Source organism: Rothia sp. L_38, from assembly GCF_050689125.1.
Taxonomy (GTDB): Bacteria; Actinomycetota; Actinomycetes; order Actinomycetales; family Micrococcaceae; genus Rothia.
On sequence record NZ_JBOEQD010000004.1, the window covers coordinates 180,285 to 198,140 of the forward strand.

The 17,856-nt window shown below is 59.3% G+C and carries 20 protein-coding genes; all 20 read left to right on the forward strand.

All coding sequences use genetic code 11. The features are described 5' to 3' along the window. Positions 1 to 214 precede the first annotated feature (214 nt). The 20 genes from ACRCJM_RS04470 (at position 215) to ACRCJM_RS04565 (ending at position 17,855) form a co-directional block, all read left to right on the forward strand. Complete coding sequence (locus ACRCJM_RS04470) at positions 215 to 1,930, forward strand: ABC transporter family substrate-binding protein (RefSeq protein ID WP_431463954.1); 1,716 nt, start codon at positions 215 to 217, stop codon at positions 1,928 to 1,930. 215 nt (positions 1,931 to 2,145) lie between these two features. Further along, positions 2,146 to 3,720, forward strand: a complete 1,575-nt coding sequence (ffh, locus tag ACRCJM_RS04475; protein WP_237186088.1) for a signal recognition particle protein — start codon at positions 2,146 to 2,148, stop codon at positions 3,718 to 3,720. Positions 3,721 to 3,895: 175 nt separating this feature from the next. Then, complete coding sequence (locus ACRCJM_RS04480) at positions 3,896 to 4,390, forward strand: NUDIX domain-containing protein (protein ID WP_431463955.1); 495 nt, start codon at positions 3,896 to 3,898, stop codon at positions 4,388 to 4,390. A 72-nt stretch (positions 4,391 to 4,462) separates the two neighbouring features. Beyond that, the gene (locus tag ACRCJM_RS04485; RefSeq protein ID WP_431463956.1) at positions 4,463 to 6,400 is read left to right on the forward strand and encodes a hypothetical protein; all 1,938 of its coding nucleotides are present in this window, start codon (positions 4,463 to 4,465) and stop codon (positions 6,398 to 6,400) included. Between the two features lie 56 nt (positions 6,401 to 6,456). Continuing rightward, the gene (locus tag ACRCJM_RS04490; protein ID WP_431463957.1) at positions 6,457 to 7,848 is read left to right on the forward strand and encodes a histidine kinase; all 1,392 of its coding nucleotides are present in this window, start codon (positions 6,457 to 6,459) and stop codon (positions 7,846 to 7,848) included. Beyond that, entirely contained in the window at positions 7,845 to 8,567 is a 723-nt protein-coding gene (locus ACRCJM_RS04495) for a response regulator (protein ID WP_431463958.1), read from the forward strand. The genes ACRCJM_RS04490 and ACRCJM_RS04495 overlap by 4 nt, the downstream gene beginning before the upstream one ends. Positions 8,568 to 8,684: 117 nt before the next feature. After that, positions 8,685 to 9,602: an ABC transporter ATP-binding protein gene (locus tag ACRCJM_RS04500; protein ID WP_431463959.1), complete on the forward strand. Its 918-nt coding sequence runs from the start codon at positions 8,685 to 8,687 to the stop codon at positions 9,600 to 9,602. Continuing rightward, the gene (locus tag ACRCJM_RS04505; protein WP_431463960.1) at positions 9,599 to 10,780 is read left to right on the forward strand and encodes an ABC transporter permease; all 1,182 of its coding nucleotides are present in this window, start codon (positions 9,599 to 9,601) and stop codon (positions 10,778 to 10,780) included. The genes ACRCJM_RS04500 and ACRCJM_RS04505 overlap by 4 nt, the downstream gene beginning before the upstream one ends. A gap of 246 nt (positions 10,781 to 11,026) precedes the next feature. Continuing rightward, positions 11,027 to 11,455 (forward strand): 30S ribosomal protein S16, encoded by a 429-nt coding sequence (gene rpsP / locus ACRCJM_RS04510; protein WP_185174544.1) that lies wholly within the window; start codon positions 11,027 to 11,029, stop codon positions 11,453 to 11,455. A gap of 2 nt (positions 11,456 to 11,457) precedes the next feature. After that, on the forward strand, positions 11,458 to 11,700 hold the full coding sequence (locus tag ACRCJM_RS04515) for an RNA-binding protein (RefSeq protein ID WP_135011094.1): 243 nt from the start codon (positions 11,458 to 11,460) through the stop codon (positions 11,698 to 11,700). Between the two features lie 207 nt (positions 11,701 to 11,907). Next, entirely contained in the window at positions 11,908 to 12,195 is a 288-nt protein-coding gene (locus ACRCJM_RS04520) for a hypothetical protein (RefSeq protein WP_237194132.1), read from the forward strand. After that, on the forward strand, positions 12,176 to 12,364 hold the full coding sequence (locus ACRCJM_RS04525; RefSeq protein ID WP_237194130.1) for a hypothetical protein: 189 nt from the start codon (positions 12,176 to 12,178) through the stop codon (positions 12,362 to 12,364). Before ACRCJM_RS04520 ends, ACRCJM_RS04525 begins: the two co-directional genes overlap by 20 nt. Before the next feature lie 121 nt (positions 12,365 to 12,485). Next, positions 12,486 to 13,103: a ribosome maturation factor RimM gene (gene rimM, locus ACRCJM_RS04530; RefSeq protein WP_431463961.1), complete on the forward strand. Its 618-nt coding sequence runs from the start codon at positions 12,486 to 12,488 to the stop codon at positions 13,101 to 13,103. 5 nt (positions 13,104 to 13,108) lie between these two features. Then, positions 13,109 to 13,933 (forward strand): tRNA (guanosine(37)-N1)-methyltransferase TrmD, encoded by an 825-nt coding sequence (gene trmD / locus ACRCJM_RS04535; protein ID WP_431463962.1) that lies wholly within the window; start codon positions 13,109 to 13,111, stop codon positions 13,931 to 13,933. Between the two features lie 289 nt (positions 13,934 to 14,222). Beyond that, the gene (gene rplS, locus ACRCJM_RS04540; RefSeq protein ID WP_135011098.1) at positions 14,223 to 14,570 is read left to right on the forward strand and encodes a 50S ribosomal protein L19; all 348 of its coding nucleotides are present in this window, start codon (positions 14,223 to 14,225) and stop codon (positions 14,568 to 14,570) included. Positions 14,571 to 14,593: 23 nt separating this feature from the next. Continuing rightward, on the forward strand, positions 14,594 to 15,250 hold the full coding sequence (gene lepB, locus ACRCJM_RS04545) for a signal peptidase I (RefSeq protein ID WP_431463963.1): 657 nt from the start codon (positions 14,594 to 14,596) through the stop codon (positions 15,248 to 15,250). A gap of 50 nt (positions 15,251 to 15,300) precedes the next feature. Then, positions 15,301 to 16,038: a signal peptidase I gene (gene lepB / locus ACRCJM_RS04550; RefSeq protein WP_431463964.1), complete on the forward strand. Its 738-nt coding sequence runs from the start codon at positions 15,301 to 15,303 to the stop codon at positions 16,036 to 16,038. A 4-nt stretch (positions 16,039 to 16,042) separates the two neighbouring features. Continuing rightward, positions 16,043 to 16,825 carry a ribonuclease HII gene (locus ACRCJM_RS04555; protein WP_431463965.1) on the forward strand — a complete coding sequence of 261 codons (783 nt, stop codon included), beginning with the start codon at positions 16,043 to 16,045 and terminating at the stop codon, positions 16,823 to 16,825. Then, positions 16,822 to 17,157: a DUF2469 family protein gene (locus ACRCJM_RS04560; RefSeq protein ID WP_185174550.1), complete on the forward strand. Its 336-nt coding sequence runs from the start codon at positions 16,822 to 16,824 to the stop codon at positions 17,155 to 17,157. Before ACRCJM_RS04555 ends, ACRCJM_RS04560 begins: the two co-directional genes overlap by 4 nt. Before the next feature lie 281 nt (positions 17,158 to 17,438). Next, positions 17,439 to 17,855, forward strand: coding sequence for a YraN family protein (locus ACRCJM_RS04565; RefSeq protein WP_431463966.1), 417 nt, complete (start codon positions 17,439 to 17,441; stop codon positions 17,853 to 17,855). Position 17,856: the final 1 nt, after the last annotated feature.

Consider the following 17,856-nt stretch of genomic DNA (forward strand, 5'->3'; position numbering starts at 1 on the left):
GGTGGCCGGGGGAGGAGCTCTGAAGATGTTGAAAACATCAGAAAAATTTAGAGAAGCTAATCTATTTCTGATAAAAATACTCAGCACTTACGGGGCCATTATGTGAAATGCGGGTTGAGAAAGGGTTACAGTGGCGTGAATTACCTGCTAGGGTAGTCTCAATCACACAAAAGGTGTGGCGAACATTAAGTTCTGCTTATCTAAGGATGGCATCATGACTGCACGTATTAACCTTAACCGCAGGTCCTTTTTCATTGTCTCGGGCGTCGCCGGTATGACCGGTCTGCTCGCAGCCTGTGGTGGCAATAGCAATACCTCAAGCGCCGAAACCGGCTCAGCCCTCACCAGCGGAGACGACATCTCAAAGCTCGTGGCTATCAACGAACATGATCGCGCAGACCTGCAGACTGGCGGCGTCCTTAACCTTGCCGTAGCCACCCTGGGCCCCAACTTCAACGTCGCAACCCAAACCGGTTACACCACCAGCAATCTCAACGTCATGGCGGCCGTCAACACCGCCACCGTCAGCGGCCTCTGGAAAACCAACGCCCTGGGCGAGTACAGCATCAACACCGACTACTGCACCGCCTACGAAGCTAGCGAAACCGACGGCGTACAGACCATCTCCATCAAGCTCAACCCCCAGGCTAAGTTCAACGACGGCACCCCCGTCGACATCAAGGCCCTGCAGGCAACCCACAAGACCCTCACCGAAGAGGGCTATAACATCGTAGACCCCGGCGTCTACGCCCACATTGCATCCATCGAAGAAGACGGCGACGCCTTCTCGGTTAAGATCACCATGACCGAACCCTACTACCCCATCGAGGGTCTCTTCGGCACCGGCCTGGTACACCCCGCTATGGAAGACCCCGCAATCTTCAACGACGGCCTGCTCGATACCGTCAACAACGACTACCTCTCCGGCCCCTACAAGGTCGATAACTGGGACTCCGCCCAGAAGATGCTCACCGTTGTGCCCAACGAGAACTGGTGGGGCGAAAAGCCCCTGCTCGACCGCATCACCTTCCGCCAGATGGAAGCCTCAGCAGCCCGCGCAGCCTTCCGCAACGGTGAAATCGATGCGGTGACCGCTAACAGCCTGACCGCCTACAACGACATTGACGGTACCAGCGGCGCTGAGCCCCGCCGCGGTCAGAACCTCTACGCCGGTGGCCTGGTCATCAACCCTGAGCGACTCACCGATACCGCCCTGCGCCGCGCTATCTTCGCCGCAATTGACCGCCAGGCCATTGCAGCCGTCCGCTTCAACGGTCTGAACTGGACTGAAGAAGTACCCGGTTCTATGATGCTCATGCCCTTCGCCACTGACTACCAGGACAACTACCCGACCGAAACCGGTGCAGAGGCAGCTAAGAAGATTCTGACCGACGCAGGCTACAGCGAAAGTGGCGAGTACCTCGCAAACTCATCAGGCAACGCTAAGTTTGCCATCACCACCTTTGGTGATGACCCGGTAGCGTCAGCCACTGCCCAGACCATTGTGCAGCAGATGAAGGCCGCCGGCATCGAATGCACTATCGATAACCAGCCCGACGCGAACTTCTCCACCGTCATCGGCAACAAGGAATACGACGTAACTGTCTCGGGCTACGGCATTCTGGGTGAGGATGCCTCTGGGGCTGCTGAGTACTTCTACCACTCTTCAACCTACAACGGCATTGGCACCCCTGAAATCGATGAGATGGTAGATCGTCTGCGGACCATCGAGTCGATGGAGGAGCGTAACGCCCTGTCCAACGAAATTGAAAAGAAGCACATGGCTGAAGTTGCGACTATGGCTCCCATCTTCAATGGCCCTGAAATCTGGTTCTGCAAGACTAAGCTGGCCAACTACGGTGCTTTCCTCTTTGCTCGCCCCTACGCTAACCCTGATGTCTACATCAACGTTGGTTGGGTCAAGGAATAGGCTCAACGCCTAAGTTTCCACCCTTTCGCCGGTTTTCGACGGTTTAGCCGTTGAAAACCGGCGAAAGTGTCGAAACAGGGATTCTGACTCTCAAACGCGCAAACCCGGCGGCTCCTTGCCTATATACGTTATTCTTAATAGCTGATTCTTAAATTTGTTAGCGGGCTCCTCTAAGCCCGCGACGCCCATCCAGCCACGAAAGTAGTGCACAGCCCGTGTTTAATTCACTCTCAGACCGGTTGACAGCAACCTTCAAAAACCTGCGCGGCAAAGGCAAGCTGACTGAAGCAGATATTGACGCTACAGTACGCGAGATTCGCCGTGCCCTGCTGGATGCCGACGTGGCCGTACCCGTCGTCCGCGAATTTACCTCCCACATCAAGGAACGCGCCCTGGGCGCCGAGGTCTCCGAAGCCCTCAACCCCTCCCAGCAGATCGTCAAAATCGTCAACGAAGAGCTGGTCAACATTCTGGGTGGCCAGACCCGCCGTATCAATATGGCCAAGACCGGCCCCACCATCATCATGCTGGCCGGTCTGCAGGGCGCCGGTAAGACCACCCTGGCCGGTAAGCTTTCCCACTGGCTCAAGAAGCAGGGCCACACCCCCATGCTGGTGGCCTCTGACCTGCAGCGCCCCAACGCTGTTAACCAGCTCAAGGTGGTGGGTGAACGCGCTGGCGTGCCCGTTTACGCCCCGCACCCCGGTGTCACCAGTGAATTCGACGTGCCCACCGGCGACCCCGTACAGGTCGCCCGCGACGGTGTCGCTGAGGCCCGTGCCAAGCTGCACGATGTGGTCATCGTCGATACCGCAGGCCGCCTGGGTGTAGATGCTGAGCTCATGCAGCAGGCCCGCAATATCCGCGACGCCATTGAACCCAACGAAGTCCTCTTCGTTATCGACGCCATGATCGGTCAGGACGCCGTCAACACCGCTAACGCCTTCAACGAGGGCGTCGACTTCACCGGCGTCGTGCTCTCCAAGCTGGACGGTGACGCCCGCGGTGGTGCCGCCCTGTCCGTTGCCTCGGTAACCGGCAAGCCCATCATGTTTGCCTCAACCGGTGAAAACGTCACCGACTTTGAGCAGTTCCACCCCGACCGCATGGCCAGCCGTATTCTCGACATGGGTGACGTCCTCACCCTGATTGAGCAGGCCGAGCAGACCTGGGACAAGGCCGAAGCTGACCGCATGGCCAAGAAGTTCGTTGACCAGGAGGACTTCACCTTCGAGGACTTCCTGGCCCAGATGCAGCAGATTCGCAAGATGGGGTCCATGAAGAAGCTGCTCATGATGATGCCGGGTGCCGCCCAGATCCGTCAGCAGCTAGAGAACTTCGATGAGAAGGAAATCGACCGCGTCGAAGCAATCGTGCGCTCCATGACCCCTCACGAGCGAGTTGCCCCCAAGATTATCAACGGCTCCCGCCGTGCCCGTATCGCCAAGGGTGCAGGTGTCACCGTCTCTGAGGTCAACATGCTCATGGAGCGTTTTGCCCAGGCCCAGAAGATGATGAAGAAGCTTGCCAGCGGTAATATGGCAGGTATGCCCGGTGGCATGCAGATGCCCGGTATGGCTGCTGCCGGTGGCGCCGCTCGCAAGAACAAGGGCAAGGGTAAGGGCAAGCAGAAGGCTCGTTCCGGCAACCCGGCTAAGCGTGCTCAGCAGGAGCAGGCAGCGGCAGCTAAGCAGCAGGCTGCTCTGGGGTCAGCTTTCGGCCAGCAGGCCCAGGATGTCAAGCCCGAGGACCTGAACCTGCCCAAGGGCTTTGAGAAGTTCCTCAAGTAAACCTGCTCTAGGGGCGGGGGTAAGCGGTCAGCTTCCCCCGCCCCTTTAGTCATTAAGGACGCGAGGCGGGCGGGGAAGTTCTGCTGAGAGAGTGCAAGGGCCCCTCTACCTTTCACGCTGTGGTCAGGCGCGGTACATTGGGTGTAGTAACCGCCAGCCGAGAAGGAGCAGTGCCGTGGTTGATTCCTATCTTCCTGAAGAAGAGCTGAAGGCTTTTATTGAAAGTCTGCCCACCCGTCGTCTGGCGGCCGGTGCTGTGATTCGGAATGAAGAGGGGCAGATGCTGCTGGTCAAGCCTAACTATAAGGACGGCTGGACTATCCCGGGTGGCACCGTTGAGGCGGGCGAAGCTCCGCAGCCAGCCTGCTTCCGTGAGGTGGCTGAGGAAGTTGGCCTTACCCTTGAACCGGGCCGTCTTCTGGTAATCTTCCACGGCCTGCAGATGGGCATTTGGGGCGATTCAACCAGCTATATTTATGACGCCGGTGTACTTCCTGCCGATGCGGTGATTACCCTGCAGGAAGAAGAGCTGACCGCTTATGAATGGGTAGCGCCCGAAGATTTGGGTAACTACTTTGATCAGGGGCAGGCCTACCGTTTGCAGCAGGCTTTCCGTGCCTTGCAGACCGGGGCTGTGTACGAGTTCTCTAGCGATTCACCTGCGCGTTAGTTACCCCTGCGCCATGTAGCCCGGGGCAGAGTTCTGCCCGTTTGATGAAGCGTTGATAAGGATTGTAAGCATATGACTGAATCACACCGTGACCCCGCCCAGCAGGGTGCCTCCCGCGGGGAGGTTGTGGGTTCTGATGTGCTGTGGGTGCGTCTGCGCATTGATCGTGCCCAGCCCTGGGGGAGCTGGCGGGAGCTAGTGCCCGCCCTGTACAGCGGTACGTCTGATACTCAGCAGGGGACGGACGCCGGTGAGCAGCTTGCCCTGCCTGCTGACGTTGAGCAGCAGGTTCGGGATCAGCTAGAGAGCATCATCGGCATGATTCGGGATCAGGCTCAGGGAGCTGACCAGAGCTACGAGTACACCGATGAAGACATCAAAAGCGTTGAGGAGCTCGCAGCCGACCCCGATAAGTTTGATGATCTGATTCAGCAGATTATGCAGGCAGAGCAGGGGAGCGAAGAGCTTGTGGCAGAGCCTGAAGATATTCCTACTGAAGTTACCGCAGAGGAACTTCAGGCAATGACCGGCGACCCCACCCCAGAGGCTCTGGCAGCGATGGAACTGCTGAACTGGGAGATCACCCCTCAGCTAGCGGGCTATTTAGAGTCGGTGGCGACGGTGACGGCCCTTGAGACGGACGGACGCCGCGCCCAGCTCTTCGTGCTGTGCGAGCGGGTGCCGGGGCAGGCGTCCTTGCGTACCGTGCAGACCGATGGCACCGGGGTACTCCTACCGGGCCAACCTCTGGCTGATTTTCTGACCCAGCTGGAGCAGACCTTCCCAGGGGCTACCGACTTACTACCCCAGAAGCCGGAGGAGGACTACCACCTGGCGTCCTTCTCCCATGGCATCGATTCCCTGAGCCTTGACCCGTACGGGGTGAGTGCTGCGCTGGTGGAACTGTCGATGGCTGACCTTGCCACTTACATGCAGCCTGAGCTCATGGCAGGTGAGGTTGAGGCGGCACCTGCCGATAAGGGCTGGTCTCTTATCACCGCTGACCCCCAGACTCTAGCCAGCCTGCTTGAAGCCATGGACGTGCCCTCAATTGTGGCTGAACAAACCCTCTTCGGGCAGAACCTGACCTTCGTCCTACCTGCTGATTCCACCGGCCCCGAAACCGGTAGCGTCACCGACTGGGTCAACCAGGTCATGGGTACACCCGATTCCGGACTGGTGGGTTCCGTGCTCACCTTTAGCTGGTCACCCTACACCAAGATTGGTTCGTCTCTGGAACGAACCTCCAGCGAAGTGGGCAACCTGGTCTGGAGTCTGCCCGGTCTACTCCCCGCACCGTTCAGGGAACTAGCCGCCCGCGACCAGCTTGAACAGCTCATCTGGCTTTATGGGCTTGATGAACAAACCGCTAACCGCCTAACCAACTACGTGCTGGACTGCGAAAGCAGCGACGGGCTCGAGTCCACCATTCACGCCCTGGAACTACCTGAAGAGCTCCTCAAAGTGCTCACCGGGGCCGTAGGCCTGGACGAGTTCGTGGGCTATCGCCGCTTCACCGCCGATATGAACGGTCTTGACCGTTTCAAGGAAAGCGTCACCGCTTACCCTAACGGTACCGATACGCTCAGCACTGTCAGCCGCGAAATCCGCCAGCGCCCCTGGCTTCTGACCGCGGACGCCGCAGCTCAGCTGGGTGCCTCAGGGGCTCTGGCTCTGTGGGCAGCCCGACGTGCGACACAGGGGCGTTCACCCCGAGCAGCGCTGATTGCAGCAGCGACTCTAGGAGCTACCGGTGCTGCTGAGATGCTAATCGCCCGGGTCTACCAGCGGGTTGTAGCCGCAGAAAAGCTCCCCCCGATGGAGCATCATCAGACCCGCCCCCTCTCACTGACCGAAGAGCTACGGGCCCAGGCTCAGCAAGAGGAAGAGAGAAGTCCTGAGCCCAAGGCTCCCAAGGTTGTGCGCAATACCCAAAAACTGGGTCGGCAGGCTGGGCAGCTTGCCCGCCAGCAGCTGGGGCGTTTCTTCGGGGTGCGCGACCAACAGTAGGTACTTTCCCTCTAGCGGGGGAGTTGCTCCGTGCTAGGTCTTGATACAGTGGACAGGTGAACACTGCCACCCGTTTTTCCTTCTCACAGATAGACCCCGACTGGGAGCGGCCCACCCCACCGGCGGCGTCCTTACGTAAAGATGTTTTGGTGTGGGGCGTGGTGCTTGCAGCTACTCTTTTCTTGAATGCCGCCTACCATTCTGCGGGTTTTCTGGGGGACGATACCGAGCAGATTCGCTATTCCTATGGGGCAGCTGCTGCTATGACCCTGCCCTTGATTTTGCGCCGTATCTACCCGCTGAGCATGATGCTGGTAGCCACCGCCCTTTTCTTTGCTCTGAGTTATGTGTCCGAAATAGCGCCCGCCACCCTGAGCTACCAGCTCTGCTATTTCGCGGTGCTTTTTGCCGGCATAGCCTGGGGCAAAAACCGCACCTTGACCTGGATTGTCTACGCCCTGGTCTGTGCTGCTGCCCTCGTCTGGATCGTGATTGCCTGGGTGGTAACCGACTCGGCCTACAGCATGGCGGGTGTTGAAGAGTATTCCGGGGGGCCTTTTAGCCAGGCAACGGCTGGCTACGTGATGGCTTTCGTCACGAACCTTTTCTACTACGGGTGCGCAGCCCTCATGGGGCGAACCGCCTGGAACCAGGCCTACCAGCGGACCGTCCTTGCTGCCCAGGCCCGGCAGCTAGAGCAGCAGGCCGAGCAGATGGCCCAGGACGCCGTCACCCGCGACCGCCTGCGTATTGCCAGGGAGCTTCACGACTCGGTGGGGCACCATGTTTCTTCTATGGGGATCCAGGCAGCTGCTGCCCGTCGAGCTCTAGAAAAGAAGCCGGAACTGGCGGCTGAGCCCCTGACAAATATTGAAAAGTTGGCCCGGTCCTCGGTTGCTGAGATGAAGAACCTGATTCGCGTGATGCGGGCTGCCGGGGAATCGGAGCAGGGGAGCGGGGCAGCCAAAGAGCCCCAGGTAACCGAAATCTTTGACCTGGTGGAGCATATGACGACGGTAGGTGTGACAACCCGAGTGCAGGTCAGTGAACAGGACCTGACCCGGCTATCCAGCTTGCAGCAGGGAACGCAGCTCTCTATCTACCGCATGGCCCAAGAAGCCCTGACCAATGTGCGCAAACATTCAGCGGCCCAAAACGCGGTGCTGGCCCTGCGTACCGGCGGCAGCACCGGTGCCTACTGGGCTGAATTAGAGGTCACCGATGACGGCCCTGCCACCGGCCTAGAGCGGGGAGAAGGCCAAGAGTACATACCCGATTCCAGCCACCACGGTTACGGTCTGCAAGGCATCCGGGAACGAGCTGCCGCCTTGGGTGGTACCTGCTGGGCAGGCCGGAGGCAGGGTGCCCCCGGCTGGAAGGTGCAGGTGCGTTTCCCTATAGACATTGACGAAACCCACGACCCCGACGCCTCTAGGAGCGCCTCATGACCCTCAAAGTACTGTTAGCTGATGACCAAGACATGGTGCGATCCGGTTTCGCCCTCATTCTCTCCATGGAGGACGACATCGAGGTAGTCGGCCAGGCCCGCAACGGCAAAGAGGCCCTGGAACTTGCCGCAAGCGTCCGCCCCGATGTAGTGCTCATGGACGTTCAAATGCCCGTGATGGACGGAATCACCGCCACCGCCGCCTTGACCGAGCAGCTGCCGGGCACAGCCGTCCTTATTCTCACGACCTTTGACCGCGAAGACTACCTCTTCTCAGCCCTGCAAGCCGGCGCCAGCGGTTTCCTGCTCAAAACCTCAGACGCTGATGAGCTGGTTGCTGCTATCCGTAAGGTCGCCGGGGGTCTAGCTCTGCTCTCACCCGAAATGACCCTGCCGCTCATCGCCCGTTTTGTGGAGCAGACTAAGGGGCAGGACGCCACCACCCCGGCAGGACGCGCCGGGCAGGGACAGGCTGGGGGAGTGCAGGCCACCAGCGACCTGAGCCCCGACGATGCCTTTGCTCTTGCAGCCTTGACACCGCGCGAGAAAGAGACCCTGGAACTGCTCGCCCAGGGGCTGACCAACGCGGAAATTGCAGAACAACTCTTTCTGGGAGCTGCAACCGTCAAAACTCACGTATCGAACATCCTGGCCAAGACTCACAGCCGTGACCGGGTTGGCGCCGTAATTTTTGCCCACCGGGTAGGGCTAGCTGGCTAACTCCGCCTGTTGGCATCCCAAAAGAACTCCCCAGTGAAGCTCCGCCCCATGGGGGAGTTCTTCTTCGCGTGGACTTTCTAGACTTGGGGGTACAAGCAAGCCACAGGAAGTGCCCTTATGAATGACCGTACGATAGAAGTCCGCGACCTCACCAAGGTCTACGGCAATGGCCCCACCGCCACAGCCGCCGTAGAAAAGGTGAGCTTTACCGTTGAACCCGGCTCCATGACCGGTTTTCTTGGCGCAAACGCTGCTGGCAAGACCACCACCATGCGCATGATTATGGGTTTGCTCGAACCGACTGCCGGGCAGGTACTTTACGGCGGGCATGCCATCACCGCCGAAGACCGCGCAAACTTTGGCTACATGCCCGAAGAACGCGGCCTGTACCCCAAGCAGGCTATCTTGGCCCAGGTGGTTTACATGGGGCAGTTACGCGGCATGAGCGCCAGCACTGCCCGGTCCGTCGCCACCGAGCATCTGACTGAACTGGGGCTGGGAGAACGTCTGAACGACAAACTTGAATCCCTCTCTCTGGGCAACCAGCAGCGGGTACAGATTGTAGCCTCAATCCTGCACCAGCCCACCGCCCTGATTCTCGATGAGCCCTTCTCCGGTCTGGACCCCAGAGCCGTAGATACCATGGTTTCCATGATGCGGGAGCTCATGCGCACCGGCGTCCCCATCCTCTTCTCATCCCACCAGCTCGACCTGGTCGACCGCCTCTGCGACCGCGTCGTCATTCTGCACGGTGGTACCGTGCGGGCGGCCGGTAGCGCCACTGAGCTGCGCGAATCAGGCGCCTCCCGCTACCTCTACCGGGGTGGTTCAGACGCCGCCTGGCTCCGCGACCTGGCCGGGGTGAACGTCCTCGACGTCTCCGGTACCGATGCCGTCCTCGAACTGGCCCCCGGCGCTGACCTGGCCAGCGTCCGCCATCAGATCCTGAGCACCGGCCTCCACCACGACATACACGAGTTCTCCCGCCAGCTCCCCACCCTCGGCGACATCTACCGAAAGGTCACCGGCCAATGAACACCGCACCCACCCGCCCCAGCACCGCCCCCAAAAACGCCTGGCAAATCGTCGCTACCCGCGAAATCATGGTCAAGCTGCGCGACAAATCCTTCATCGGCGGAACCATCTTCTCCCTCGTCATTATCCTGGCCGCAATCCTCATCCCTTACTTTATGAGCTCAGGGTCAACCGACTACACCGTAGCCACCAGCGACGACCGAGCCACCTCCCTGGTCGCTGCCGCTGAAGCCAGCAGCGACGAGAACACCAGCTACACCGCCACCCAGGTCGACAGCGCGGACGCCGCCCGCACCCTCGTTGCCGACGGGGACGCGGACGCCTACCTAGCCCCCACCGAAGAAGGCTGGGAACTCATTTTCGACTCATCTCCTGACAACAGCCTGGTCACTGAACTGAGCGCCGTTATCACCTCCACCATCACCGCCGAAAACGCCGCCCAAGCAGGCGTTGACCTGCAAGCCCTGGCCGCAGGCACCCAGGTGAGCACCAGCGTCCTCTCCGGTAACCAAAACACCGGCCTGGCCTTTCTCATCGCCATGGTCTTCGCCATGATCTTCTACATGACCACCGTGCTCTTCGGCGTAGCCATCGCCAACTCAGTTGTCGAAGAAAAACAAAACCGCATCGTCGAAATTATTGCCACCGCCATACCCCTGGGGCAGCTACTCACCGGAAAAATCGTGGGCAACATCGTGCTCGCCATCCTTCAGGTAGCCGTTTATGCAGTCACCGGCCTCACAGGCATGCAAATCACCGGAGCCGCCGCAGAATTCGGCTGGATCCTCCCCTCAGCTAGCTGGTTCGCCCTCTTCTACATCGCCGGCTTCGCAGCCATCGCCACCATCTGGGCCGCAGTAGGTGCCATGGCAGCCCGCACCGAAGACATCGCCAACCTCTCCAACCCCATCACCATGGTGCTGATTGCCGCCCTCTTCGCCGGCATCTACCTCTCAGGGACCTGGCTCAAGGTCATCTCCTTTATGCCAATCCTGTCCTCCATCGCCATGCCCCGCCGCCTACTCACCGACGATGTAGCCCTCTGGGAACCCCTGCTCGCTCTTACCCTCACCCTGGCAACAGCAGCCCTCCTCACCCGCCTCGGCGCCCGCATCTACCGGGCCAACATTATGCGCGGCGGCACCTCGGTCAGCTGGAAGCAGGCGCTCAAAAAATAAATCTGAAGTGGGAGGGACGGTGGGCTACGCATCGTGCTTCTTTTGAGTTCGTTTTCAACAACACATAGACACCCCAGGCGTAACCCTAGATTAAGCGGGGCGGAGCTGGCATACTTGACGGGTACTCGATTTTTCCCGGCCCCTCTCATCCGGGAGAAATTGTGTCCGCAGAGGTCTTGACGAAGCCCGCCCCACGAGCTGACCCCTGACCTCGAACAGTTATAGAAAACAGGAGAAACCACTACAGTGGCTGTTAAAATTCGTCTGAAGCGTTTCGGTAAAATCCGCGATCCCCGCTACCGTGTTGTAGTAGCTGACTCACGCACCAAGCGTGACGGTAAGGCTATCGAGGAAATCGGCATTTACCACCCGACCGAGAACCCCTCACGCATCGAGATCAACTCAGAGCGTGCCCAGTACTGGCTGTCAGTTGGCGCCCAGCCCACCGAGCAGGTAGCTGCTCTGCTGAAGCTGACCGGCGACCTGGCTGCTGCCAAGGGCGAAAAGGCTGAGTCAACCGTAAAGCCCGTTGACGCAAAGCCCGAGTTCGTTGTTCCCGAAAAGGGTTCCGTCATCCTTCCCGAGGCAATCACCCCCAAGGGCGAGGACAAGGCTGAAGAAGCTCCCGCAGAAGAGGCTGCTGAAGAAGCAGCTTCTGAGGAAGCAGCTGAGTAATCATGTTGGCTGACGCTCTCGAACACCTCGTTCGGGGTATCGTCGACAACCCAGACGACGTCCAGGTACGCGCCAAAACCGGCCGCCGGGGCGAAACCCTGGAGGTTCGCGTGAACCCTGATGACCTTGGCCGTGTGATTGGCCGCTCCGGCCGCACCGCCAAGAGCATCCGCACCGTGGTCAACGCCATCAACGACGGCGACCACGTGCGTGTAGACGTCATCGACACCGACCGACGACGCTAACTGAATACTTCTCAAGAAGCCCCTACCGCTTATCAGCTGTAGGGGCTTTCTTGTACCTACCCACCGGCGTCCGCGTCCTTGGTGCCCTTGCCATACCTCCTGCTGGCCTGGGCCTCAGAACCCCCATTGCCTCCAAGTAACCTGCGTTCTAAAATAATGAGTGAGAAAGAAAACGGGTAAAGGGGAATAAGCTACAGGAAGCTTCCCATGACTTTCGACCCTACTAAAGTGCCTCGAAAGCACTACACACGCTCAGCCTTCAAACACGGCTATACCGAAGCTGAGATATGGAACGCAATCATCCATGCGCAATGGATGTATCGCGAATACGACATTAGCAAGGAACCAATCTACCGCTATATTGGGCACCCCGACCCCTACACACGAGACCTTATCGAAGTTCTCGTCAAACCAATTCAGAACGACACCATCATGGTAATTTTCCATGCTATGAGAACAGGAGAGAGGGCCAATAATGACCAGCACCTCCGCTGAAAACATGCTCCTTCATAACGAAGAATACTGGGAGCTACTCTCCCACGCTGCTGAGCTCGGGCTCAACACCCCGCGTGAAGAAGAACCCCTTACCGGCAAAGCGGCCCAACTTCACGCTGCAGCTACCTTCGGTATAGAAGCAACAGCACACAACACCCCTTCAAACTAACTACACAAGCCCCGGGCTAGCATCTCGCTGGTACGGGGCTTTTATCTACCCACCGGTGTCCGCAAAACCCGGTAAAGTTAGACCCAAACCCCACAACACCTTTACCCCCAAGGAGATACGCGTGCAGGTACAGGTCGCCCGCATCGGCAAACCCCACGGCATCCGCGGCGAAGTCACCGTCCAGCTCTTCACCGACGCCCCCGAAGAACGCTTCGCTCCCGGGGCCGTACTCGACATCGAAAACTTCAACCCCGCAAGCCCCGCAGGCACCATCGCCCCCGCAGGCACCCTCACCGTCAAAAAATCCCGCTGGAACAAAAAAATCCTGGTCGTAGCCTTCGAAGAAGTCACCAACCGCAACCAGGCCGAAGAACTCCGCGACACCCGCCTCACCTTCGACTCCTCCGCAGAAACCGACACCGACAGCGACGACGAAGGCTACTACGAGCACGAACTGCTCGACCTGCCCGTCTACCTGGCCGCCGACCTCAAGGACGGCTACCTACCCGAAGAGCCCATCGCCATCGTCACCGGCCTGCAGACCATGCCTACCCAGGATCTGCTGATTCTCGAAAACACCGCAGACGGTGAAGAGGTCATGATCCCCTTCGTCGAAGAACTCATCCCCGCTATCGACACCGAAGAGGGCTACATCATCATCAACCCTCCAGCCGGCCTGCTCGAACTCAACAGCGACGATGAAGAAGCAGAACCCGAGACCGAGAGTGAGCACAACTAACGCTCATGCGCTTTGACGTCATCACCATCTTCCCCGAATACCTGGCCCCGCTAGAGCTCTCCCTCATGGGCAAAGCCCGTGAATCGGGCAAGGTCGACCTGCACCTGACCAACCTGCGTGACTTCGCCTTCGACCGGCACAAGACCGTCGACGATACCCCCTACGGCGGGGGAGCTGGCATGGTTATGAAACCCGAGCCCTGGGGCCTTGCCCTGGATCAGACGCTTGCCGCCTCACCGGCGTCCGCACGGGCGGACGGGAGCAAACCCCTGCTGATCGTGCCCTCACCGGCCGGCACCGTCTTCAACCAGCAGCTGGCCTACGACCTGGCAGAAGAAGAGCACATCGTGTTCGCCCCGGCCCGCTACGAAGGTATTGACGAGCGTGTACTGGACTGGGCTGAGCAGGAATTTAGGGTGCTGCCTGTTTCCATCGGCGACTACGTGCTCTACGGGGGTGAAGTGGCCGTGATGGTGATGATTGAGGCCATTACCCGCCTGATTCCCGGTGCTATGGGCAACCCCGAATCCCTGGCTGAAGAGTCCCACACCGGCGGGCTGCTGGAGTACCCGGTCTACACCAAGCCCGCTACCTGGCGAAACCAGCAGGTGCCGCCCGTCCTGCTCTCTGGCAACCATGGTGCCATTGCCCGCTGGCGCCGTGACGAGCAAATCAAGCGCACCTTCGCCCGCCGCCCCGACATGGTCAAGGCCTACCCCGCAGAGAACTGGGACAAGAAAGACCGCAAGCTCCTGCAGGAGCTTCACACCGAGCAGAAAGCTGCCCAAAAAGCTGAGCGTGAGGCCGAGCTTTCGAGCGAAGGTCGGTAAAGTAGGTAAGCTCACAAGCAACACGCGGACGCCCGCCCCGGCACCCCTGGTGCAGGCGGGTTTTCTGTGGGATAATTTTTCTTTGTGTTCATGCTGGGCACGCCCCTGCCGCAGGGGGAAGAGCGACCTATAACAGCATGAACCACCGGCTCTGACCGTTCAGTGCCGGTGAGACAAGAATTCATCGCAGACAGCATCAGTCTGGCACCACCCGGTGACCCCTAGACACTGCCTGCGACATACACCGAATATGTTTGACCTGCGGCAGAGATATTCACGGAGAAACTCAATGCAGACTCTTGACTTCATTGACAACAAGTCACTTCGCACCGACATCCCCGAGTTCGGCCCCGGCGACACCCTGAACGTACACGTCAACATTGTTGAAGGTAACCGCAGTCGTGTCCAGGTCTTCAAGGGCTTCGTCGTTGGTCGTCAGGGCGCTGGCGTCCGCGAAACCTTCACCGTCCGCAAGGTTTCCTTCGGTGTTGGTGTAGAGCGTACCTTCCCCGTACACTCTCCCGTCATTGAAAAGATCGAGGTTGTCACCCGCGGTGACGTCCGCCGTGCAAAGCTCTACTACATGCGCGACCGTCACGGTAAGGCTGCTCGTATCCGCGAGAAGCGCGAAGCCTAAGCCATTTAGGTTTCATCAGATTTATGGAGACTGGCGTAAACGCCGACTCTTCTGAGGCAAGGCGCCAACCCTTTCTACAGGGCTGGCGCCTTGTTGCTGTCGCTGCGACCCTCGCCTTTACCGTGCTCCTGGTGGTTCGTTCCTTTTTCATTGATGTGTTCTACATACCCTCAAGTTCTATGGAACCCACCTATGAACCGGGCGACCGTATTCTAGTCTCAAAACTAGCTACCGAGTCCCAGCGTGGCGATGTGGTCGTTTTTGACGGTACCGGCTCCTTCGCCCCCTATGTACCCGGCAGCCCCTGGGTACGTGACCCGCTCACAACCGCGGGGCAGTGGCTCGGGTTGGTGGGATCAGATACGGTCTACATCAAGCGCGTCATCGGAGTAGCTGGCGATACCGTCGAGTGCTGCGATGCCGAGGGCTATCTTCTCATCAATGGGCAGCGCTCCGAAGAGCCCTATCTTTACCCCGGCGACAGCGCCAGCGAGGTGAGCTTTAGCGTACAGGTGCCCGAAGGACGCATGTGGGTGATGGGCGACCACCGCTCGGCGTCCGCTGACTCCCGGGCCCTGCTAGGGGCACCCGGCGGCGGTATGATCCGCACCGAGAAAATCATCGGCACCCCGGTCTTCATCGCCTGGCCGGCCCACCGCTTTGGTCAAGCTCCCAGCTAAAACCACTAAACTATCCTCTAAACACGTTCACAGCAGAAGGGTGCGGGCTCATGGAGCAGCAGAAGAACTCAGACAGCATCGAGGCAACGGCACAGGACGCCACCACAGCCTCGACCGACAAGCCCCGCGGCGGTAAGCGCCGCCGCGAAAACAGCGCGGTCAAAGAGTACGCCCTGATTATCCTCTACGCGGTGCTCATCGCCTTCCTGCTGAAGACCTTTGTGGTTCGCGGGTTTTACATTCCTTCTAGCTCCATGGAAGATACCCTGCAGATTAACGACCGCGTTTTTGTGAACGTGGCAGGTGGGCTCTTCACCGAAGCCGAGCGCGGCGACATCGTGGTCTTCAAAGACACTCAGGGCTGGATGCCTGTCTCTACCAGCTCTAACCCCGTACGCGATGCCCTAGCCTTTGTGGGGGTTATGCCCGATAGCTCATCAAACTACCTGGTCAAGCGTGTGATTGGGGTGGGCGGTGACCACATCGTAGGTACCGCCGATGGTCGCATCACCGTCAACGGCGTAGAAATTGACGAGACCTATCTCAAGCCCGGTGTAAGCCCCACCGAGCTTCCCTTCGACGTGATCGTTCCCCAGAACTCCTACTTCGTCATGGGCGATAACCGCTCTAACTCTGCTGACTCCCGCTACCATATTCAGACCGGCACCGAGTTCATCAACGATGCCGATGTTGTGGGCGAAGTCTTCGTCGTCGCCTGGCCCCTGTCTAACTTCACGTTCGTCGGTGGGGCTAGCGATGTCTTTGCCGACGTACCCGATACCGAGTAAGACCGTGCCAACTAAAGAAACCGCGTCCGCTGACCTGAGCGTCGAAACCGAGCTTTTTGCAGCGGGCAAGACCCTGGTGGCGGGTATGGACGAGGTGGGGCGCGGTCCGCTGGCCGGGCCGGTAACCGTTGGGGTTGCCGTGATTGAGGCGAGCGCCCAGCTCAGTATCGAGGGGCTCATCGATTCAAAGGCCCTGACCGAGAAAAAGCGGGTGGCGATGGTTCCGCAGGTGAAGCAGTGGGCCGTGACCGCAGTGGGGCACGCCAGCCCTGCTGAAATTGATGCTCTGGGTATCACCACGGCCCTGCGTTTAGCGGGGCAGCGGGTTCTTGCCCAGGTGGCTCGGGCTGGGGCCTACCCTGACGCCGTCCTCTTGGACGGCAAGCATAACTGGCTTTCTGCCCCCGAGGCTGACCTTTTTGCCGACCTTGATCCGGCAACCTCCCTCTACCGTGGGCTGGTGGCTGAAGCCTGGGCAGGTCTGGCGGGGGAGTCCGGTGGCTGGTTCGGGCCGGTGCAGATGGAGATTAAGGGTGACTACCGCTGTGCTTCTATCGCGGCTGCCTCGGTGGTGGCTAAGGTGGAGCGCGATACCCTCATGGACGAGTTAGACGTGCGCTACCCCGGCTACGGCTGGGCAAAAAATAAGGGCTACGGGTCGGGCGCCCACCGCACCGCGATAGCAACGATGGGGCCCACCCCCCTGCATCGGCTGAGCTGGTCGCTGCCGGCTACCGAGGCACAAATCCAGCAGGCTATGGTGGAACGAGAGAAGGAAGAAGTATGAGCCAAGAGGATCTTGAGAGCTACGAGTCAGGTGCCCAGCTAGCCCTGTATGAAGAGTACAAGAATGTAGCTGAGCTCTTTACCTATATCGTTGAGACCGACCGCCGTTTTTACCTGGCCAACCAGGTGCAGGTGACCCCGCGAACTGCTGATGGGTCTCTGTATTTTGAGGTTGAGATGCAGGACGTGTGGGTGTGGGATATTTTCCGCCAGTCTCGGTTTGTTAAGAACGTGAAGGTGTATTCGGTGCGCGATGTGAACGTTGAAGAACGCGCTGCCGCTGAAGACCTGGTAGTGCCGACTATGAGTGATTTCGACCCCGGTTCGGCCTAAAAGCTAGCGTGTGAGCCCGCCTCCTTCCCGTGAGGGAAGGGGGCGGGTTTTTCGTATGCAGAGATGCGCGGACGCCCGGTGCAGCTGCCTGGGGATAAGGATGCGCGGGGCGTCATGGTTGCGTCACGGCTGTACCGTTTATGAGCGTGAATACGGGAGCTATCTGGCGCTGACCTGGTGGTATAGGGGAGCCGGGGATATCCACAGACAGCACAGAGGTAGGTAGAACCAGACCCGGTAGGTCATGATGGGGCTAACCCTGATACTTGAAGGAGACCCCCATGAACCCCGCACTACAACCATCCTCACCCCATGCGTCCTTGCGGCCCAAAGAAGTGGGGCGCTGGGGTGAAGATATCGCCCTGGCAGTCTTAGAGCAACAAGGCTATACCCTCTTAGCTCGTAACTGGCGGCCCGCACGAACTGAAGAGCGGCCGCGGTGGAGTGGCGAACTTGATTTGATTATGCGCGATAGCGACCAGACCCTGGTCTTTATCGAGGTTAAAACCCGTTCTGCTGCGGGCTACGGGCACCCTCTTGAATCCATTACTACTCGGAAACGCCAGATGCTACGACACCTGGCCTACGCCTGGTTAGCAGAAAACCGGGCTCCCTATTCCACCATGAGAGTAGACGCTATTGCCCTGTGCGGGAGCCCCACTGATTTCACCTTTGAGCACCGGCAGGCGGTGGTGTAGC

Bases quoted from the DNA above. Each gene is read 5' to 3' on its own strand.
- ACRCJM_RS04520 (WP_237194132.1), top strand. From the start codon at position 11,908: ATGACTTTCGACCCTACTAAAGTGCCTCGAAAGCACTACACACGCTCA.
- ACRCJM_RS04565 (WP_431463966.1), top strand. From the start codon at position 17,439: ATGAACCCCGCACTACAACCATCCTCACCCCATGCGTCCTTGCGGCCC.
- ACRCJM_RS04525 (WP_237194130.1), top strand. From the start codon at position 12,176: ATGACCAGCACCTCCGCTGAAAACATGCTCCTTCATAACGAAGAATAC.
- ACRCJM_RS04505 (WP_431463960.1), top strand. From the start codon at position 9,599: ATGAACACCGCACCCACCCGCCCCAGCACCGCCCCCAAAAACGCCTGG.
- lepB (WP_431463963.1), top strand. From the start codon at position 14,594: ATGGAGACTGGCGTAAACGCCGACTCTTCTGAGGCAAGGCGCCAACCC.
- ACRCJM_RS04560 (WP_185174550.1), top strand. From the start codon at position 16,822: ATGAGCCAAGAGGATCTTGAGAGCTACGAGTCAGGTGCCCAGCTAGCC.
- ACRCJM_RS04470 (WP_431463954.1), top strand. From the start codon at position 215: ATGACTGCACGTATTAACCTTAACCGCAGGTCCTTTTTCATTGTCTCG.
- ACRCJM_RS04500 (WP_431463959.1), top strand. From the start codon at position 8,685: ATGAATGACCGTACGATAGAAGTCCGCGACCTCACCAAGGTCTACGGC.
- ACRCJM_RS04515 (WP_135011094.1), top strand. From the start codon at position 11,458: ATGTTGGCTGACGCTCTCGAACACCTCGTTCGGGGTATCGTCGACAAC.
- trmD (WP_431463962.1), top strand. From the start codon at position 13,109: ATGCGCTTTGACGTCATCACCATCTTCCCCGAATACCTGGCCCCGCTA.
- ACRCJM_RS04485 (WP_431463956.1), top strand. From the start codon at position 4,463: ATGACTGAATCACACCGTGACCCCGCCCAGCAGGGTGCCTCCCGCGGG.
- lepB (WP_431463964.1), top strand. From the start codon at position 15,301: ATGGAGCAGCAGAAGAACTCAGACAGCATCGAGGCAACGGCACAGGAC.
- ACRCJM_RS04495 (WP_431463958.1), top strand. From the start codon at position 7,845: ATGACCCTCAAAGTACTGTTAGCTGATGACCAAGACATGGTGCGATCC.
- rplS (WP_135011098.1), top strand. From the start codon at position 14,223: ATGCAGACTCTTGACTTCATTGACAACAAGTCACTTCGCACCGACATC.